This window comes from Hamadaea tsunoensis DSM 44101, assembly GCF_000428945.1.
GTDB lineage: Bacteria > Actinomycetota > Actinomycetes > Mycobacteriales > Micromonosporaceae > Hamadaea > Hamadaea tsunoensis.
This window is the reverse complement of the sequence record NZ_KE386823.1, coordinates 69,725-85,601: the sequence shown is the minus strand read 5'-3', so window position 1 is coordinate 85,601 and position 15,877 is coordinate 69,725. Positions and strand designations below refer to the sequence as shown.

The 15,877-nt window shown below is 70.4% G+C and carries 18 protein-coding genes; 7 read left to right on the top strand and 11 right to left on the bottom strand.

The annotated features are described in order from the left end of the window. The first annotated feature begins 607 nt into the window (after window positions 1-607). Together G401_RS0142350 and G401_RS0142345 are read left to right on the top strand one after the other, a co-directional pair. Entirely contained in the window at window positions 608-2,191 is a 1,584-nt protein-coding gene (locus tag G401_RS0142350) for a hypothetical protein (RefSeq protein WP_157546848.1), read from the top strand. 560 nt (window positions 2,192-2,751) lie between these two features. Continuing rightward, window positions 2,752-3,687, top strand: a complete 936-nt coding sequence (locus G401_RS0142345) for a threonine ammonia-lyase (RefSeq protein WP_027347271.1) — start codon at window positions 2,752-2,754, stop codon at window positions 3,685-3,687. 197 nt (window positions 3,688-3,884) lie between these two features. Here the strand turns inward: G401_RS0142345 and G401_RS0142340 are convergent, their stop codons facing one another. The 4 genes from G401_RS0142340 to G401_RS0142325 all read right to left on the bottom strand — a co-directional run bounded on the left by G401_RS0142340 (window position 3,885) and on the right by G401_RS0142325 (window position 6,239). After that, window positions 3,885-4,451: a hypothetical protein gene (locus G401_RS0142340; protein WP_157546846.1), complete on the bottom strand. Its 567-nt coding sequence runs from the start codon at window positions 4,449-4,451 to the stop codon at window positions 3,885-3,887. 91 nt (window positions 4,452-4,542) lie between these two features. Further along, the gene (locus G401_RS0142335; protein ID WP_027347269.1) at window positions 4,543-5,043 is read right to left on the bottom strand and encodes a DUF456 domain-containing protein; all 501 of its coding nucleotides are present in this window, start codon (window positions 5,041-5,043) and stop codon (window positions 4,543-4,545) included. Between the two features lie 7 nt (window positions 5,044-5,050). Then, window positions 5,051-5,422, bottom strand: a complete 372-nt coding sequence (locus tag G401_RS0142330) for a VOC family protein (RefSeq protein WP_027347268.1) — start codon at window positions 5,420-5,422, stop codon at window positions 5,051-5,053. Between the two features lie 28 nt (window positions 5,423-5,450). Next, entirely contained in the window at window positions 5,451-6,239 is a 789-nt protein-coding gene (locus G401_RS0142325; RefSeq protein ID WP_027347267.1) for a helix-turn-helix transcriptional regulator, read from the bottom strand. A gap of 66 nt (window positions 6,240-6,305) precedes the next feature. On the opposite strand from G401_RS0142325, the gene G401_RS0142320 reads away from it, so the two are divergent. After that, on the top strand, window positions 6,306-6,716 hold the full coding sequence (locus G401_RS0142320; protein ID WP_027347266.1) for a DUF2000 domain-containing protein: 411 nt from the start codon (window positions 6,306-6,308) through the stop codon (window positions 6,714-6,716). A gap of 19 nt (window positions 6,717-6,735) precedes the next feature. Here G401_RS0142320 and G401_RS0142315 read toward each other — a convergent pair whose 3' ends face one another. From G401_RS0142315 to G401_RS0142300, 4 genes are all read right to left on the bottom strand, one after another. Further along, window positions 6,736-7,080, bottom strand: a complete 345-nt coding sequence (locus tag G401_RS0142315; RefSeq protein WP_027347265.1) for a VOC family protein — start codon at window positions 7,078-7,080, stop codon at window positions 6,736-6,738. 106 nt (window positions 7,081-7,186) lie between these two features. Further along, window positions 7,187-7,627, bottom strand: coding sequence for a MarR family winged helix-turn-helix transcriptional regulator (locus tag G401_RS0142310; RefSeq protein ID WP_027347264.1), 441 nt, complete (start codon window positions 7,625-7,627; stop codon window positions 7,187-7,189). Further along, window positions 7,624-8,109 (bottom strand): EVE domain-containing protein, encoded by a 486-nt coding sequence (locus G401_RS52145; RefSeq protein ID WP_245602099.1) that lies wholly within the window; start codon window positions 8,107-8,109, stop codon window positions 7,624-7,626. The genes G401_RS0142310 and G401_RS52145 overlap by 4 nt, the downstream gene beginning before the upstream one ends. Before the next feature lie 26 nt (window positions 8,110-8,135). Beyond that, the gene (locus G401_RS0142300; RefSeq protein WP_034594855.1) at window positions 8,136-8,594 is read right to left on the bottom strand and encodes an SRPBCC family protein; all 459 of its coding nucleotides are present in this window, start codon (window positions 8,592-8,594) and stop codon (window positions 8,136-8,138) included. Between the two features lie 75 nt (window positions 8,595-8,669). Here G401_RS0142300 and rnhA point away from each other — a divergent pair, with 75 nt between their 5' ends. Together rnhA and G401_RS0142290 are read left to right on the top strand one after the other, a co-directional pair. Beyond that, a complete protein-coding gene (rnhA, locus tag G401_RS0142295; protein ID WP_027347262.1) occupies window positions 8,670-9,125 on the top strand; it encodes a ribonuclease HI in 456 nt (151 codons plus the stop codon). Between the two features lie 6 nt (window positions 9,126-9,131). Beyond that, window positions 9,132-10,121: a magnesium transporter CorA family protein gene (locus tag G401_RS0142290; RefSeq protein WP_027347261.1), complete on the top strand. Its 990-nt coding sequence runs from the start codon at window positions 9,132-9,134 to the stop codon at window positions 10,119-10,121. Window positions 10,122-10,812: 691 nt separating this feature from the next. Here the strand turns inward: G401_RS0142290 and G401_RS52140 are convergent. Then, a complete protein-coding gene (locus G401_RS52140; protein WP_084558198.1) occupies window positions 10,813-12,060 on the bottom strand; it encodes an MFS transporter in 1,248 nt (415 codons plus the stop codon). An 84-nt stretch (window positions 12,061-12,144) separates the two neighbouring features. Between G401_RS52140 and G401_RS0142280 the strand changes: the two genes are divergently transcribed. Then, complete coding sequence (locus tag G401_RS0142280) at window positions 12,145-12,630, top strand: glutathione peroxidase (protein WP_027347260.1); 486 nt, start codon at window positions 12,145-12,147, stop codon at window positions 12,628-12,630. A 27-nt stretch (window positions 12,631-12,657) separates the two neighbouring features. Here G401_RS0142280 and G401_RS0142275 read toward each other — a convergent pair whose 3' ends face one another. Further along, entirely contained in the window at window positions 12,658-13,530 is an 873-nt protein-coding gene (locus G401_RS0142275; protein ID WP_027347259.1) for an LLM class flavin-dependent oxidoreductase, read from the bottom strand. Window positions 13,531-13,595: 65 nt separating this feature from the next. Next, window positions 13,596-14,408 carry an alpha/beta hydrolase gene (locus tag G401_RS54000; protein WP_157546845.1) on the bottom strand — a complete coding sequence of 271 codons (813 nt, stop codon included), beginning with the start codon at window positions 14,406-14,408 and terminating at the stop codon, window positions 13,596-13,598. Between the two features lie 339 nt (window positions 14,409-14,747). Here G401_RS54000 and G401_RS52130 point away from each other — a divergent pair. Continuing rightward, window positions 14,748-15,877: IPT/TIG domain-containing protein (locus tag G401_RS52130; protein WP_034594852.1), on the top strand; the 1,130-nt coding region annotated here is incomplete at its 3' end.

The following is a 15,877-nucleotide window of genomic DNA, read 5'->3' as shown; positions in this document are numbered from 1 at the left end:
GTCAGCGCGCTCGAGAACCGTAAACGATCATGCATCGGGTGGCCGTTTCCACACCACAGCCGTAAACGATCACCCCGCCGACCGCCGCCCCAGCACCCATATCGGACAGTCGCGACAAAGTCAGAATCGGCCAGGGTCGGCCAGGGTTGGACGGTGGCCCCGATCTTCATCTTGGTCGACGATCTTGCAGGAATGTCCGGGCATTCCGGGTGCACCGGACGAAATTCGAGGCATTCGCGCAAGATCGTCGACCATCTCGGGTGCAAGTCGGACAGTCGGGACAAAGGCTGGGGTGAAGGGGGAAACGGTGACTAAAAAGATCTTGATCTTACGGATGGGGCGGCGGTCGTCGCACATCCCCGACGGTGCCGGCTACCCCCGTTCGCCGGAGCCGCACGCGACCCTCCGCCGCCCCGATACCCGGGCCGTGGGCAAGCCCCCGGTGCGCCCGTACGCAGTCTGTGCCACCTCGGCCGGGCGTTCGGCGGCCGTTGCGTAAGTGTCTTCCCCTGCAACGAACCCTGTAACGAATCCGCGAACGGGGGGCCGGTCGTTCCGGACCGTTACGGCGTTGACCGGAGATCGATGGATGGCGCACTCTGTCGTCGTGAGCATGGCGACCGCGACCCGCCACGTCGGCTGGTTGTTGCGGGTGAACCGGATGCACGGCCCGGACGAGGCGCTGCACTCGGGCCGTACGTTCGCGCGTGCTTTTCCCACCCGGACGAGCGTTTCGCTCGCGCCGTCGCAGATCACCCGCTGGGAGACCGGCGAGCTGCTGCCGGCCCGGGGCGCGGTACGCCGATACGAGGGCCTGCTCGGGCTGGCGCCGGAGTCGCTGGTGGCGGTCGCCGACGCGATGATGCATTCGGCGGCCGACGGCGCATCGCTGCGTACGCGGCAGGACACCGGCCACGATCACGATCGGGACCGGCTGTACCACCTGCTGGACCGGGTCACGGCGGCGGACGCGCTGACCGGGGCGGACTGGAGCGCGCTGGCCGAGATCGTCGCCGGGCGTCCCGAACTGGAGCTGTACCCGCCGCGGCTCTGGCACGAGGTCGCCGACCGGCTCCTCGACGAGATGGTCGAGGCGGTCGGCGTCGAGTGGCTGCAGCGGCAGACCGCGATGAGCCGGCTGATCCGCCATCCCGCCGCGGGACCGCACGCGGTGGCCCGCTGCATCGCGCACGCCGACGATCCCACGTCGCTGCTGATCGTCGAGCCGCTGTCGCTGCTGGGCGATGCCCGGGACCGGGTCGCCAACCAGTACGTGCTGCGGCAGCTGGAGAACCCGGCGGGGGAGCGGGCGCTGGAGGGCGCACTGCAGGCCGCCGTGTACAAGGCCGGCCGGCTGCACTTCGACGATCAGGAGTCCGTCCGGCTGATGGCGTCCCTCGCCGCGCTGATGAACGATCCGGCGACCAGCACGGGCGATCTCGCCCTCGCCGTCGAGGCGGGCCGGCGGCTCGCCCGGCAGCCGAGTTACGCGGGTGCCGTCTCCCGCCGGCTGCCCGCCGCCTCGCTGGCCCACCACGTCTGGACCAGCCGCCGCCTGGCCGGGCTGGCCACAGCCCAGACGACCAGCGCCCGGATCGCGGCCGCCGTGCACAGCCGGCTCGCTCCGCACACCGGCGGCGTCGACGTGATGCTGGCCGTCCTGGTCGAGGAGGCGCTGTTCCTGCCGGACCCGGACCGCAGCTTCGCCGCGGCGATGCTCATCGGGGCCACGCCCTACCGGATCCCGTTCACCCAGATCCTCCTCGACGAGGTCCGGGTCGATCTCGTCCGCCAGCGCGGCACGTATCCGCTGGCCACCGCGCTGCGCGTACTCACGCTGCTGGGGGTGGACACCCATCGGCCGCTGATCCACGACCTGCTCACCCAGCGCGGCGCCAGCGAGACGGTACGCCAGGCGGCGGCGTGGGCGACGCCGTTCTGCGGCGGGCGTTTCCCGGAGCAGACCTGGCGCCAGATCCTCACCGTCCAGGTCGCCGCCTGGCAGCAGAATCCGGCCACCACCAACGGTTCCGTCCTGCACGGGATCACCTTCGGCATCGGCACCGAGCACCACGGCGGCCTGCTCGCCGACATCCGCGACCGCCCGGACGTGCCCCACACCGTACGCGCGACGGCCGCCTGCTGGCTGCGCCGCATCCCGCGGACCGGCGGTCCGGACACGGCGAGCTGAGCCGGCTGAGCGGACTGAGCCGGCTGAAATGACGAGGCCGGCTGGGCCGGCTGGGCTGGTGGACGACCGCGGTATCGAACCGCGCCCGCGCTGTCTGCAAGACAGCGCTGCACACCTGTGCGTCGTCCTGGCGGTGCCGTGACGGACTCGCGCCCGTCACGGCGTATCGCACGACGCCCACCCCCGACCGGCCGCCGCCGCGCTGGCGTCGGCCCGCGGGCGCCGCGGTCCGGAACCCCCGAGTCGAACGGGGTGTCTCGCGCTCCCAAAGCGCACGGGTTGCCGTCTCCCTCGTTCCGGGCAGCTGAGTAAATCCACAGTAGAGAGTTATTTCAGAGAAAAAGAAACCGCCTGTGGAACGTGGCGTCCATCGGCGGCGGGGAAGTCGTACGCCCTAGTGTCGGGCATCCTCCCGAGCCCGGCCGGCTCCGGCACAGGGCTCGCTGGTCAATAGTCGCTTCACGTCTGTGCCTGCCTTTCCGGGATCCGTTCGATGACGCAGGATCAAGATAGGACGAGCGACGGGGATCCGACAACGCCATTTCTTGTACGCTGCTGGAGTGGATCTCGTGACCTTGGCGGACGTGCAGGAAGCCGCGCGCAGGATCGAAGGGGTGGCCGTGCGTACGCCGCTCGTGCGTACTCCGGCCTTGGGGGAGGGGCTCTGGTTGAAGCCGGAAACCTTGCAGCCCACCGGTGCTTTCAAGATTCGGGGCGCGGTGAACGCCGTCCGGAAGCTTCCCGAGCGGGCGCGGGCGGCGGGGGTCGTCACGCATTCGTCCGGCAACCACGGTCAGGCGCTGGCGTACGCGGCCCGCGAAGCGAAGGTGCCGTGCTGGGTCGTCGTACCGGAAGGCGCGCCGCAGGTGAAGGTCGACGCCATGCGCGACCTCGGTGCCGAGATCGTGCTCGTGCCGCCGCCGGAGCGTCCCGGCCGGGCGGCCGAACTCGCGGCGGAGCACGGTGCGGCCCTGATACCGCCGTTCGACCACCCGGACGTCATCGCCGGGCAGGGGACCATCGCCCTGGAGATCCTGGCCGACCTGCCTGAGGTCGAGGTCGTCGCCGTGCCCGTGGGCGGCGGCGGGCTGATCTCCGGCGTCGCCCTCGCGGTCAAGGCGCTGCGTCCGGGCGTACGCGTCGTCGGCGTCGAACCGGAACTGGCCGGGGAGACGGCCGAGAGCCTGCGTACCGGGAACCTGACCACGTGGCCGGTCGAGCAGACCTACCGCACGGTCGCGGACGGCGTACGCACGCACCCGTCCGAGCTGACGTTCGCGCACATCCAGTCCTATGTGGATGACATCGTCACCGTGCCGGAGGAGGCGATCCGGTCGGCGGTCGGCGTCCTCGCCCGGGGCGCCCGGCTGGTCGTCGAGCCGAGCGGTGCCCTGACCATGGCCGCGTACGCGACCGGCGCGCTGCCGCCGGGTCGGACGGTGGCGGTCCTGTCCGGCGGCAACATCGACCCCGCCCTCTTCCGCGACCTCCTCTGACCCCCGCCCGCCCCGCTCCCGCGGCCCCATCCGCCGCCCCGCTGCCCCCGCCGCTGCGCCGAGAATCCCAACGATCTTGCGCGAATGCCCCGAATTTCGTCCGCTTCGCGGAGAAAGCCCGGACATTCGCGCAAGATCGTCGAGAAGAGCGGGGGGCGTCGAGAACGGCGGGGCGTCGAGAAGAGCGGGGGCGGGCGTCAGGCGGTGGGGGCGGGGGTGGGGAGCGGGCGGAGGGCCGGCATCAGGGCGACCGCCAGCAGGACTCCCATGACCGGGAGCAGGTTCAGCGACACCGGCGCCACCGCGACCCCGACGACCAGCAGCGCGACGCTCCACCAGGGCAGCCGGCGGTGCACCGCGAGCAGGACCGTCAGGACGATCAGTCCGATGTAGAACAGCTGCGGGCCGACCGCGTACACGGCGAGGTTCACGCCGGGCAGGTCGCCGAAGTCGCCCTGCCGCTGGGACATCTCGGCGTGGTCCGCCGACAGCGCGGCGGTGACCATGTCCGCGCCGAACTGGACGATGGCGCAGACGAGGCCGACCAGGCTCACCACGACCGCCGACGTACGCCACGCCCCGCGCGGCAGCTGCCGGCCGAGCCACAGGACGGCGGGGATGAACAGCAGGACGCCGGCGAGCGCGGCCAGGTGCGCGGCCTGCCAGTCCCAGCCGGGACCGTAGGCGCCGTCGGCCTTGCCGACGAGGCGGAGCACGCCGTAGAGCGCGAGGGCGAGGGGCGCGAGGATCACGGTGGACTTCATGTCGTAGATCATCGTGAGGGGACGGTCCTAGCCGCATCCGGGCGAGCCCCGCATCACACCCCGAGCCCGAACCCTTAGGTGGCCGAACCTCTCATGTGGAAATCAGCCCGACGACCCAGGTGACGCCGATGAGCAGGGCCGCTCCCAGCTCGATGAGCATCGACAGCCCTACCGCGCCGAGCGCCTTCTTCGTCGAGCGCCACGCCGGTCCCGCGCCCCGCTGCCGGGCCCATTCCACCCCGAAGATGCCGAGCACGAAGCCGAGCGGCAGGCCGACGACCGGCACGACGAAGAAGCCGACGATGCCGAGCACCCCGGCGAGGAACAGCGTCAGGTTCGGTACGCCGCTCTGCTTGAGCCGGTGCCCGGGCCAGGCGTACTTGGCCGCGACGCCGACGCCGCCGATGAGGGTGGCCACCGCGAGCACGACCCAGCGGCCCCAGCCCGCGTCGGAGAGGATGGCCCAGAGCAGCACGGCGCCCCAGCACAGCAGCAGGCCGGGGAGCATCGGGACGACCACGCCGAAGACCCCGACGACGATCATCAGTCCGCAGACGACGGTCAGGGTCGAGTCGAGATCCGTCAGGTCCATGCTTCGGTCAGGTCCATTCGTTCGTGCCCTCCAGCAGCACCCGGTAGCCGTTAGGCGAGCGTAGCGAAAGTGTGCGATACCGCCAGCCGGGCGCGGGGGAGTGCGTACGCGACTCGTAGGCGATGCCGGCCGAGTCCAGGCGGCGGCGCATCTCGTCCACGTCGGACACCTGGAACTGCCAGGTCAGGCCGTCGAGCGTACCGGGGGCGGACTGGATGCCGAACTCCACCGCGCGCTCGTCGCCCATGGCCAGGAACCCGGGGTACTCCGGGCCCTCGTAGGTCACCCGCAGGCCGAGCAGCTCGTAGAAGCGCCGCTCGGTGTCGAGGTCCGCGACGTTCAGGATCGGCACGAGACGCAGGAAGAGATCGTCGGCCATGCGACCATCCTGACTACCGCCCGCAACATCATCGGGACAGGCGCGCGTACCGGGCCGGTGTCGTGCCGACGTGACGGGTGAAGTGCCTGTTCAGGTGGGCCTGGTCGAAGAATCCCGCGGCGAGCGCCACGTCCGCCGGTCGCCCGCCCGCCAGCAGCAGGTCGCGCGCGAGCGCCACGCGGCGCCCGGTCAGGTAGGCGTGCGGCGGCAGCCCGAACTCCCGCCGGAACGCCCTGACCAGTTGCGCCGGGCGCGCGTTCAGCCGCAGCGCCGCGTCTTTCAAGGTCAGATTCTCTCTCGTGTACGCGTCGAGGAGCGCCCGGAACTCGTCCGCGAGCCGCCCGGGCCGGTCCGGCGGGTCGGCCGGGCGTGCCTTCAGGTGCCCGCTCAGCCGCTCGGTGATGAACGCGAGCCGCGTTTCGGCTTCGAGTTCTTCTCGCGTACGCGTACTCAGAAGATCATGGAGCTGGTGGAGGCGGTGCCGCAGGAGCGGGTCGGGCAGCGTGGGGGCGTCGACCGCGGCGCCGACGAGGTGCTCACCGAGCGTGGCTGCGTCGAGGTAGAGCACGCGCTTGCGGAAGCCGGTGTGGGTCGCGGCGCGGCCGTCGTGCGGGACGTGCGGCGGCAGGAGGGTGACCGTGCCGCCGGTGGCGCCGCGCTCGGCGCGGTCGAGCCCGTAGCGGATGGCGCCGTCGTCGACGATGAGCACCGTCCAGTGCTCGTGGACGTGCATCGGGTACGCGTGCCCCACGAACTGGGCGTGGAAGACCTCGGCGATGCCGGGCACCGCCGGCCGCCAGGCCGTGACTTCCTCCACGGGTAGACCTCCTCCCGGGATGAAACGTACAAGACCCGGCCGGCAGTTCGCGGGCACGCTGGGGCCATGAGGTTCGAGAACAAGATCGCCGTCCTGCTCCGCGACGACCTGGCCGGCTGGCAGCGGCTGAACGTGACCGCCTTTCTCGTCAGCGGCCTCGCCGCCCGCCGGCCCGACCTGATCGGGAAGGAGTACGCCGACGCGGACGGCCGGGTCTACCTGCCGATGTTCCGCCAGCCCGTGCTCGTGTTCCAGGGCGACGCCGTGCTGCTGAGGACGGCGCACGGCCGGGCGCTGGAACGGGAGCTGCCGATGGGCGTCTTCACCGCCGACCTGTTCGCGACCGGGAACGACGAGGACAACCGGGCCGCGGTGCAGCGCGTACGCACCGCGGACCTGGACCTTGTCGGCCTCGTGGTGGAGGGGCCGCGCAACGCCGTCGACAAGGTCCTCAAAGGAGCGACCCTGCACGGATAGTTCAGGCGCGACGGATAGCTCAGGCGCGCGGCTCCCACAGCTCGAACCGGTTGCCGTCGGGGTCGGTCGCGTGGCCGAAGCGGCCGAAATCCGCCTCGGAGATCTCGTCCGACACCACCGCCCCGGCCGCCCGCAGCTGGGCCAGCATGGCGTCGAGGTCGCGTACGCGGAAGTTGAGCATGGCCTGCTGCCGCTCGGACCCGAAGTAGTCGGTGTCTTCGGGGAAGGGCATGAAGACCGTGGGGCCGGCCTCCTGCTCCCAGGCCATGCCGTTGATGCCGAGAGCCTGCTCGTACCACTCGGCCAGCGCCTGAGGGTTTCGTGAGCGGAAGAAGAATCCACCGATGCCGAGTACGCGTTCCATCCGCGTGACGATAGTGGAGCCGGTGGATGCCGCGCGGGAGGCGGGGCGTGTCCTCTCAGGAGCAGCGTCTGTTCAGGAGCAGCGTCTGTTCAGGAGCAGCGTCTGTTCAGGAGCGCAGGGCGAGGAGCGCGGACGTGAACCCGGCCCGGTCGTCCCCGAGCGCCGCGAAGAACGCCTGATCGCATGCCTCGGCGGCGACGACGGCCCGGTTGGCCAGGTCGCGGCCCTCGTCGGTGACGGCGAGGGCCCGGGCCCGGCGGTCCTGGGGGTGCGGCGGGCGGTGTACCAGGCCGCGGCTCTCCAGCGTCCGCAGGACCTGGGAGGTCATCATGGGGTCGGTGGCGGCCATGTCGGCCAGCGCCTTCTGGGTGACGGTGCCGCTCTCGCCGAGGTAGGTCAGCGCCGCCAGCAGGACGAACTGCACGTGGGTGAGGCCGAGCGGCTTGAGCGCCGCCCGTTGCGCGGCCTGCCACCGGTTGGTGACCTGCCACAGCAACAGGCCGGTGCTCTCGTCGGCCGTGTCGAACTCGGTGGCCAGGCCGGTCATCGCGCCCCGACCGAGGCCGGTACGGCGGCCGGCACCGCAGGCGTGGTCCCGGCCATCGCGGCGCTGATCGTCGCGAAGTCGTGCTCGGTCAGCGTGATCAGGCCCCGCCGCAGCTGGTAGCCCCAGTTCGGACCGGCGGTCAGGTCGAGGGCGAGGGATCGGATCGGCGTCTCCACAGTGTCCTCACGGTACGCGACGCGGCGCCGCCACGGGTGGAAGTCGCCCTCGTGCGCCTGCCAGATGTCGTCGTCGGGCAGTTCGCCCAGGGCGGTGAAGGCCTGGAGCGGCTCGCCGCCGCGCAGGCTGGTCCGGGGCGAGTAGTAGACGAGCCAGTCGCCGGCCGACAGCCGGGCGAGGCCGTCGCGCTTGCCGTGCCCGAGCTGGGCGATGCCGCGGGCGGTTCCGAGCTGCACGTGGTCGCGGCAGACCACGCCGAGCCAGTACCTCATGCCGCCACCGCTCTTCATGTCACCGTTCTTCATGTCACCGTTCTTCATGTCATAGCTCTTCATGCCGCAGCCCGGAACTTCGCGCGGGCCGCCGCTTCGAGGTGGGTCAGGTCGGCGGCGATGCCGTTCTTGATGCCCTTGCCGAGCACGGTGTTCCAGAAGAAGGCCAGGGGGCCGCCGAGGGAGACCGTGACGGCCACCGTGGTACGCCCGTCGGCCGCCCGGTCCACGAGGTGGCGGAAGGTCAGTTTCGCCCCGGCGAGCAGGGAGACGTCGGTGAACTCCCGGCCGGGCTCCAGGGCCGCGACGACGAACTTCGTCTTCGGGCCGCCCTTCGGCTTCAGGACCCCGGTGGCCCCGGTCTGGAACGGGCCGTCGAGGCGGACCCACTCGGTGTCGGTGTTCCACTCCTGCCAGGTGGCCATGTCGGCCCAGCGCTCGAAGAAGGCCTCGGCCGGAAGGTCGCTGCTGATCTGCGCAGTGGCGATCGTCTGTGTCTTGGCATGCGTCCGTGTCATGAAAATAGTATGCGCGCTTAGTATCTGCCGTGTCAAGGTGCCGGCCACCCGGGCGTATCCGGTAGGTTCGCGGGCATGACAGAGCAGGTCGTGGAGATCTACACGGACGGCGCGTGCAGCGGCAACCCCGGCCCCGGCGGCTGGGGCGCGGTGCTGCGCTGGGGCGACCACGTCAAGGAGATCTGGGGCGGCGACGGCGGGCTCACGACCAACAACCGGATGGAGCTGATGGCCGCCATCCAGGCGCTGGAATCCCTGTCCCGCAACGTTTCCGTCCGCCTGCACACGGACAGCTCGTACGTGCGCAACGGCATCACCTCGTGGCTTGCGGGCTGGAAGCGCAATGGCTGGCGTACGGCCGACAAGAAGCCGGTCAAGAACGACGACCTGTGGCGCCGCCTCGACACCGCCGCCGCCGAGCACGAGATCGAGTGGATCTGGGTGAAGGGTCACGCCGGCGATCCGGGTAATGAACTGGCCGACGCCCTCGCCAACCGGGGCATGACGGAGGCCCGCGCGGCCGGAAGGTAGGAGACCATGGGGCGTACGCGCCTGTACAAGGACGGCGAACTGGTGAAGGAGAACTTCCCGGTCGCCGAGATCTCCGACCATCTCCAGCAGCCGGGCTGCCTCGTCTGGCTGGACATGCTCGCCTCGCACACCGACGACGTGAACGCCATCAGCGAGGAACTCGGCATCCACAAGCTGGCCGTCGAGGACGCGCTGCAGGTGCACGAGCGTCCCAAACTCGACCGGTACGCCTCCCACCTGTTCCTGTCGGCGTACTCGACGGCGCTGGACTCGCGTACGGGGCGGATGCGGCTCGCCGAGGTCTCCGCGTTCATCGTGCCCAACGCCCTCGTCACCGTGCGTACCGACGCACACGGCGACGACGACGACATCTTCGACATGGACGAGGTCGTACGCCGCTGGGACGCCGAGCCCGAACTCAGCCGGTACGGCGTCGGCTACCTCGTCCACGGCCTGCTCGACTACGTGGTCGACACCCAGCTCAGCGTCGCCGAGTTGCTCGACGACGAGCTCGAACACCTGGAGGAGATGCTCTTCGAGGACCGCCCGGCCGACAAGGAGATGCAGAAGCGTACGTTCGAGCTGCGCAAATCCCTCGTCCGCATGCGCCGGGTCGCCCTACCCATGCGCGAGGCCGTCCTGGCCCTCCAGCGCCGGGACCTCGCCTCGATCAACCCCGAGCTGCAGCCGTACTTCCAGGACGTCTACGACCACACGCTGCGCGTCACCGAGTGGCTCGACTCCCTCCGCGAAATGGTGACGACGGTCTTCGAGACCCACCTCAACGCCCGCTCCAACCGCCTCAACGTGATCATGAAGCAGGTGACGAGCTGGGCGGCGATCATCGCGGTCCCGACGGCGGTCACCGGCTTCTACGGCCAGAACGTGCCGTACCCCGGCTTCGGCCAGCACATCGGCTTCTGGACGTCGACGGCGGTCACGCTGGCGCTGTCCGCGCTGCTCTACGTCACCTTCAAACGCAAAGGCTGGCTGTAGGGGGATCAAGATCAAATTCTTCAAGATCTTTATTTCCCGGGTTCGTCGATCTCACCTCCGCTCCTCGCGCGGGAGACCGTTCCGGCCCGGGGGGCCTCCACTGCCACCTGAGTGGGGCGAGGCATCCGTCGCCGTCGCCGGTCACCGTTTCACCCCTCACATTGACGTCCATATCGGACAGTCGGGACAAAATCGGGGTGAGTATGCCCTCGTATCCGGCATGATCGCTGCGAGCTCCTTGATCATGTAGCGCTGTTTCGGCAAGGAAGCGCTCTCCCGCCGATATGGCGTTACATGATCAAGGCTAGGTCCACGCCGCTGCCGGAATGGCGTTACATGATCATGGTGTCGGGTGTACTTCGGTAGCCGGCGCCCGTCGCCGTCGAGATCAGCCCGGACTTTGTCGCGACTGTCCGATATGCGGAAACCCGCCTTGATCGTGTCGCGCGTATATGTCGAAGTTGATCGCCGGGCGCTGATCATGTCGCGCGTATATGTTGCGGCGGCCGGATCTCGACATATCCGCGCGACATGATCAAGGCTGGTCTGCGAATGCAAGATGCCGGGTATTGCAAGATCGTCGAGTGCTCTGGGATCAAGCGCGCCGGTTCGCCTCGGCTGGTTCGAACTTTGTCGCGAGTGTCCGATATCGGGGGCGATGGCGGTCTGATGGACGGTGGTCTGATGTTGGTCAGGCGGCGACGATCTCTTCGGATTTCGGGGCGGACGGCTGTGCGGCCGTCCGGGTCGTGCGGGTGCCGATGGCCAGGACGGCGAAGCTGAGGGCGCAGAGGACCGCGCCTGCGAAGGCGACGCTGCGGACGCCGGGCCCGTCGAGGAGGAGGCCGCCGAGGTACGCCCCGCCCGCGATGCCGGCGTTGAAGATGGAGCCGACGGCCGCCATTCCCATGTCGACGGTCATCGGGGCGATGCGCAGGATCGTGCCCTGCAGGGAGGCGGCGAATCCGCTGAAGCCGAAGCCGTTGAGGGCGAGGGCGCCGACGGCCGCGGCCTCCACCTGGCCGAAGGCGAACAGGATGGTGAGCGCGACCGCGACCAGGCCCATCGGGATGATCAGGGAGGGCCAGGGGTGGCGGTCGGAGTACCGGCCGGCGATGGAGGTGCCGACGACCCCGCAGACGCCGCCGACCAGCAGGAGGGTGGCCAGGGAGCCGTCGGCGAAGCCGCTGACGTCGAGCAGGTAGGGCGTGACGTAGGTCCAGACCGTCTGGAAGCCGGTCACCACCAGCAGTACGCCGATCAGCAGCAGCACGAACAGCCGCCGGTCCGGTGCCGTGCCGCGGGCGTCGTCGCCGGTCTCGCGGGGCGTACGGGGAACCAGGACCGTGACCAGTACGCAGGTCAGGCCGTTCACCACGGCCATGACGAGGAACGGGACGCGCCAGCCGGCGAGCTGGCCGAGCCAGGTGCCGAAAGGGATGCCGAGGACGGGGGCGAGGGACGTGCCGAGGGCGAGGCGGGCCACCGTGCGGCCGCTCAGCTCGGGTGCGAAGAGTCCGGCGGCGGCCGGGCCGACGACCGCCCAGAACAGCCCCTGCGTCAGCGCGGTGAGCAGCCGGGCCGCGAGCAGCAGGTCGTAGGTCGGGGCCAGGGCCGCCGCGAGGGTGGCCACCGCGAAGACGCCGAGGGTCGAGGTCAGCACCACCCGCCGCGGTACGCGCGCCGTCAGCTTGGTCAGCGGCAGCGAGGCGACGAGGACGACGGCCGCGTACGCGGTGACGACGAAGCCGATGTCGCTCTCGCTGCGGTGGAGATCCTTGGCGATCAGGGTCAGTACGCCGATCGGCATGACCTCGGTGGTGACGTAGGTGAAGGTGGCGGCGGACAGGATGATCAGGGCCGCCGTCGATCGGAACGTCGCCGATCGGTTGGTCTCCGACCGGAGGGGCGAAGGGCGGAACGTGGTGCTGAACCTCACGTCCCGAAGCTTGGCACCGAACCGGCCGGCCGGGAAAGCCCTTTCCCAGTAAGGAGCCTGGGCCGAAGGGGTAGTTTCTACCGCATGACCGTTCACGATGTGCAGATCAGCACGCTGCAGGGCGCCCCGGCCGACCTGGCCCAGTACCAGGGCAAGGCCTTGCTGATCGTCAACGTGGCCTCGCGCTGCGGGCTCACTCCCCAGTACGCCGGGCTGCAGAAACTGTCGGAGGCGTACGCGGACCGGGGGCTGGTGGTGCTGGGCGTGCCGTGCAACCAGTTCGGCGCCCAGGAGCCCGGCACGGCCACCGAGATCGAGGAGTTCTGCCAGGTCAACTACGGTGTGACCTTCCCGATCCTGGAGAAGGTCGAGGTGAACGGAGCGGACCGGCACCCGCTCTACGAGATCCTGACCGCGACGCCGGACGCCGAGGGCGAAGCCGGTGACATCCAGTGGAACTTCGAGAAGTTCGTGGTCGCGCCGGACGGACGGGTCGCCGCCCGGCTGCGGCCCGGGGTGACTCCCGAGGCGCCCGAACTGATCGCCGCGGTGGAGAGCGCCCTGCCGTAACGCAGGAAGTCCCGAGCGGCGGGAAAGTTACGGCACGAGCGGCCGGACCTCCTGGGCGATGAAGCGTACGAAGCCCTCGAGGTCCGGGTCGTCGGGGGTCGGCTGCAGGATGACCGCGTCCGCGCCGGCCTCCGCCCACTGCGCGATCCCGGCGGCGATCTGCTCGGCCGTGCCGGTGACGGCCAGCCCGTCCATGGTGTCGTAGCCCCAACGCACGCGTTCGGCCTCCAGCCGCTCGGGCACGTTCGCACCGATCGCGCAGTGCAGGTAGACCACGACCGGCCCGCCGGCGGCCCGCCCGGCGCCCGAGCGGCCCTCGGCGACCGTGCGCAGGGCTGCGCGTACTCCCTCGGGGGAGGTGCCCGCGGTCAGGACGACGCCGTCGGCGGCCTCGCCCACCAGGCGCATGGAGCGGGGGCCCACGGCGCCCGCGAGGATCGGCGGCGCGCTCGCCGGCGGCCAGTCGAGCTTGACCTTGTCGAGCGTGACGTAGCGGCCCTCGCGGCTGACCTCCTCGCCGCGCAGCAGCGCGCGCAGCGCGTCGAGGTACTCGCGCAGCAGGGTGACCGGCGACTCGACGCGCGCGCCGACCTGGCCCATCCATTCCTGTACGCCGTGCCCGACGGCCGTGGTGAGCCGGCCGGGGAACATGCGCTCCAGAGTGGACAGTTCCATCGCGGCGATGGCGACGTTGCGCAGCGGCACCGGCAGCAGCCCGACCCCGACGCGCAGATTGCTCGTCCAGGCCAGGGCCGCCGCCGCGGGCGCGATGCCGCTCTCCAGAAAGCAGTCCTCCCAGAGCCACAGCTCTTCCAGACCGGCCTCCTCGGCGGCCTGGACCACCGGGCGCAGCCGCTCGGGCGGGAAGCCGGGCACGAACACGGCACCAAGCGTCGTCATGCCGTTGATCTTAAGGGAGTACGGCGGTTCTTCAGGGAGTACGGATCCTCGGGAAGTTCGGCGGGTCAGCGGGCGTGCGCGTTCGTCGACAGCCAGGAGAACACCTGCTGGCGGGTCGCCTCCGGGCCGAAGCCCTTGGTCACGAGGTTGTGCCCGTGTTCGAGGCCGTCGACGACGATGAGCTTCTTGTTCCGCGTCGGCGCGGCGTTGTAGACCGCCTGGGCGGTGTCCGGGATGTCCGGGAAGCGGATCTGATCCCGCTCGGCCACGACCACCAGCAGCGGTACGCGGATCGACCGCGCGCCGTCGATGGCGTCGAGCCCGTCGAACCGGGCGGGCGGGGAGAGCGCCACGATCGCGGTCGGTGCCGGGGCCATGCTCAGCGTGGAGTCGAGCACGGCGGTGGCGCCCATCGAGGCCCCGAGCAGGACGATCGAGGTCGCTCCCTCCTGGCGCAGGAACGCGGCCGCGGCCACCACCTGGTTGACCTGGTTGGTGTCCGGTCCGCGCGAGACGCCGTTGGAGTTGCCCACGAAGTCGAAGGTCAGTACGCGGTAGCCCTTGTCCGCCAGTTCCTTGCCGAACGGCAGCCATTCGCAGACGCTGCCGTCGTCCTCGTGGGCCAGGACGATGCCCACCTCGCCGGAGCCGAGTTCGACGCCGCGCAGGTCGTCGCCCATCTTGCCCTCGAAGTGGACCTGTTTGCCGGCCGCGGCGTCGTCCGGGCAGGCGTCGCCGGCCTGCAGCGGGGACGGCTCCGGGCTGGCGGTGGCGGACACGTTCGCCGCCTGATCTACCGAAGCGCAGCCGGACGCGGACACGGCGGTGAGCACGCCGGTCAGCGCCACGGCGACCAATAGTGCACGGTGGGGTGACACGAGAAATTCCTCCAGTACAGGTGCCGGGGATCACCTGGGGTGTCAGACACCGTAGCGCCGGGCCTCGTTTCCCGCCGTCCCCCATGCGGTCATGGATGATCCACACCTACCGGTCATGCACCGACGGTCCGGGTCGTGCGATCCGCCCGGTTTCGGGGATCTCTACCCCGCTTTTCGGCGATCTTGCGCGAATGTCCGGGCGTTTCTCGCAAATGTCGCGGAATTCGGGACGTTCGCGCAAGATCGCCGGGGTTGGCCTGCGGGCAGACAAGTCGACCATTGCCTATATCGGAGTGCCCCGATACATTCTTCCTCAATTCTCACGGGGGAGGATGCGCGATGACGCGTACGTGGATGCGTGTGCTTTCCGCTTCGGCCGCGGGAGCCCTGGTCGCCGGCCTGCTGGTGACCGCGCCGGCCGCGGCCGATGATCCGGTGGGGATCGACGCGGTGGTGCCGCCGGTGACCGCGGCGACCGGGACGATCTCCGTCACCGGGCACGGGTTCTCGGCGACCGCGAGCGAGAACGTGGTGCGGCTCAACGGAACCGCGCTGACGGTGACCTCGGCGACGGCCACTGCGCTGACCGCGACCGTGCCGGCCGGCGTGACCTCCGGGCCGGTGACGGTGCAGAGCCCGGCTGGCTCGGCGACCTCGGCGTCCGATGTGTACATCCCGCCGACCGGCTTCACGCCGGCCGACGTGGAGACCTATCAGCGGGCCGTCTTCGGCACGGCCGCGACCGCGGTGGTCGGCACCTCGGGCCGGATCTCGCTGCTGACCGTGCCCGGCGCCGCCGGCCACCGGATCAGCGTCAAGCTCGCCACCAGCACCTTCGGCTCGTCGACGAGCAACGCGCGGGTGGCCCTCTACCGGCCCGACGGGGTCGCCGCGATCGCGCCGACCGGGTTCGCCACCGCCGGGCTGTTCCTGGAGCCCTACGTGATGCCGCTCGACGGGACGTACCAGATCCTCGTCGATCCGCAGGGGACGGCGGTCGGGCAGGTCGCCGTGACCGTCTACGACCTGCCGGCGGATCCGGCCGCGCCGCTCGCCGCCGGTACGCCGCTGACCCTCGCCACCACCGTGCCCGGGCAGAACGCGACGGCGACCTTCACCGGCACGACCGGCCAGCGGCGCGCCTTCCAGTTCTCGGCCGGCACGTTCGGCTCGTCGTCGTACGCGTACATCACGGTGAAGAAGCCGGACGGCACGGCTCTGGTGTCGAGCACCGCCTGCGGTACGTCGTGCTGGATCGACACGAAGGTGCTGCCGGCCGACGGCACCTACACGGTGCTCCTCGACCCGCAGACGAGCCAGGTCGGCGCGCTGACGGTGCAGATGACCGACGTGCCCGCGGACGCGACCTCCACGCTCGTCCCCGGCACGTCGCTGACGATGACGACGACGGTCGCGGGGCAGAACGCGGTGGCGAGTTTCGCGGGCGTGACCAACCAGCGTGTGGCACT

Bases quoted from the DNA above. Each gene is read 5' to 3' on its own strand.
- G401_RS0142340 (WP_157546846.1), bottom strand. From the start codon at position 4,451: ATGAAGTCCACCGTGATCCTCGCGCCCCTCGCCCTCGCGCTCTACGGC.
- G401_RS0142335 (WP_027347269.1), bottom strand. From the start codon at position 5,043: ATGGACCTGACGGATCTCGACTCGACCCTGACCGTCGTCTGCGGACTG.
- G401_RS0142330 (WP_027347268.1), bottom strand. From the start codon at position 5,422: ATGGCCGACGATCTCTTCCTGCGTCTCGTGCCGATCCTGAACGTCGCG.
- G401_RS0142320 (WP_027347266.1), top strand. From the start codon at position 6,306: ATGAGGTTCGAGAACAAGATCGCCGTCCTGCTCCGCGACGACCTGGCC.
- G401_RS0142315 (WP_027347265.1), bottom strand. From the start codon at position 7,080: ATGGAACGCGTACTCGGCATCGGTGGATTCTTCTTCCGCTCACGAAAC.
- G401_RS0142310 (WP_027347264.1), bottom strand. From the start codon at position 7,627: ATGACCGGCCTGGCCACCGAGTTCGACACGGCCGACGAGAGCACCGGC.
- G401_RS52145 (WP_245602099.1), bottom strand. From the start codon at position 8,109: ATGAAGAACGGTGACATGAAGAGCGGTGGCGGCATGAGGTACTGGCTC.
- G401_RS0142300 (WP_034594855.1), bottom strand. From the start codon at position 8,594: ATGACACGGACGCATGCCAAGACACAGACGATCGCCACTGCGCAGATC.
- rnhA (WP_027347262.1), top strand. From the start codon at position 8,670: ATGACAGAGCAGGTCGTGGAGATCTACACGGACGGCGCGTGCAGCGGC.
- G401_RS0142290 (WP_027347261.1), top strand. From the start codon at position 9,132: ATGGGGCGTACGCGCCTGTACAAGGACGGCGAACTGGTGAAGGAGAAC.
- G401_RS0142280 (WP_027347260.1), top strand. From the start codon at position 12,145: ATGACCGTTCACGATGTGCAGATCAGCACGCTGCAGGGCGCCCCGGCC.
- G401_RS0142275 (WP_027347259.1), bottom strand. From the start codon at position 13,530: ATGACGACGCTTGGTGCCGTGTTCGTGCCCGGCTTCCCGCCCGAGCGG.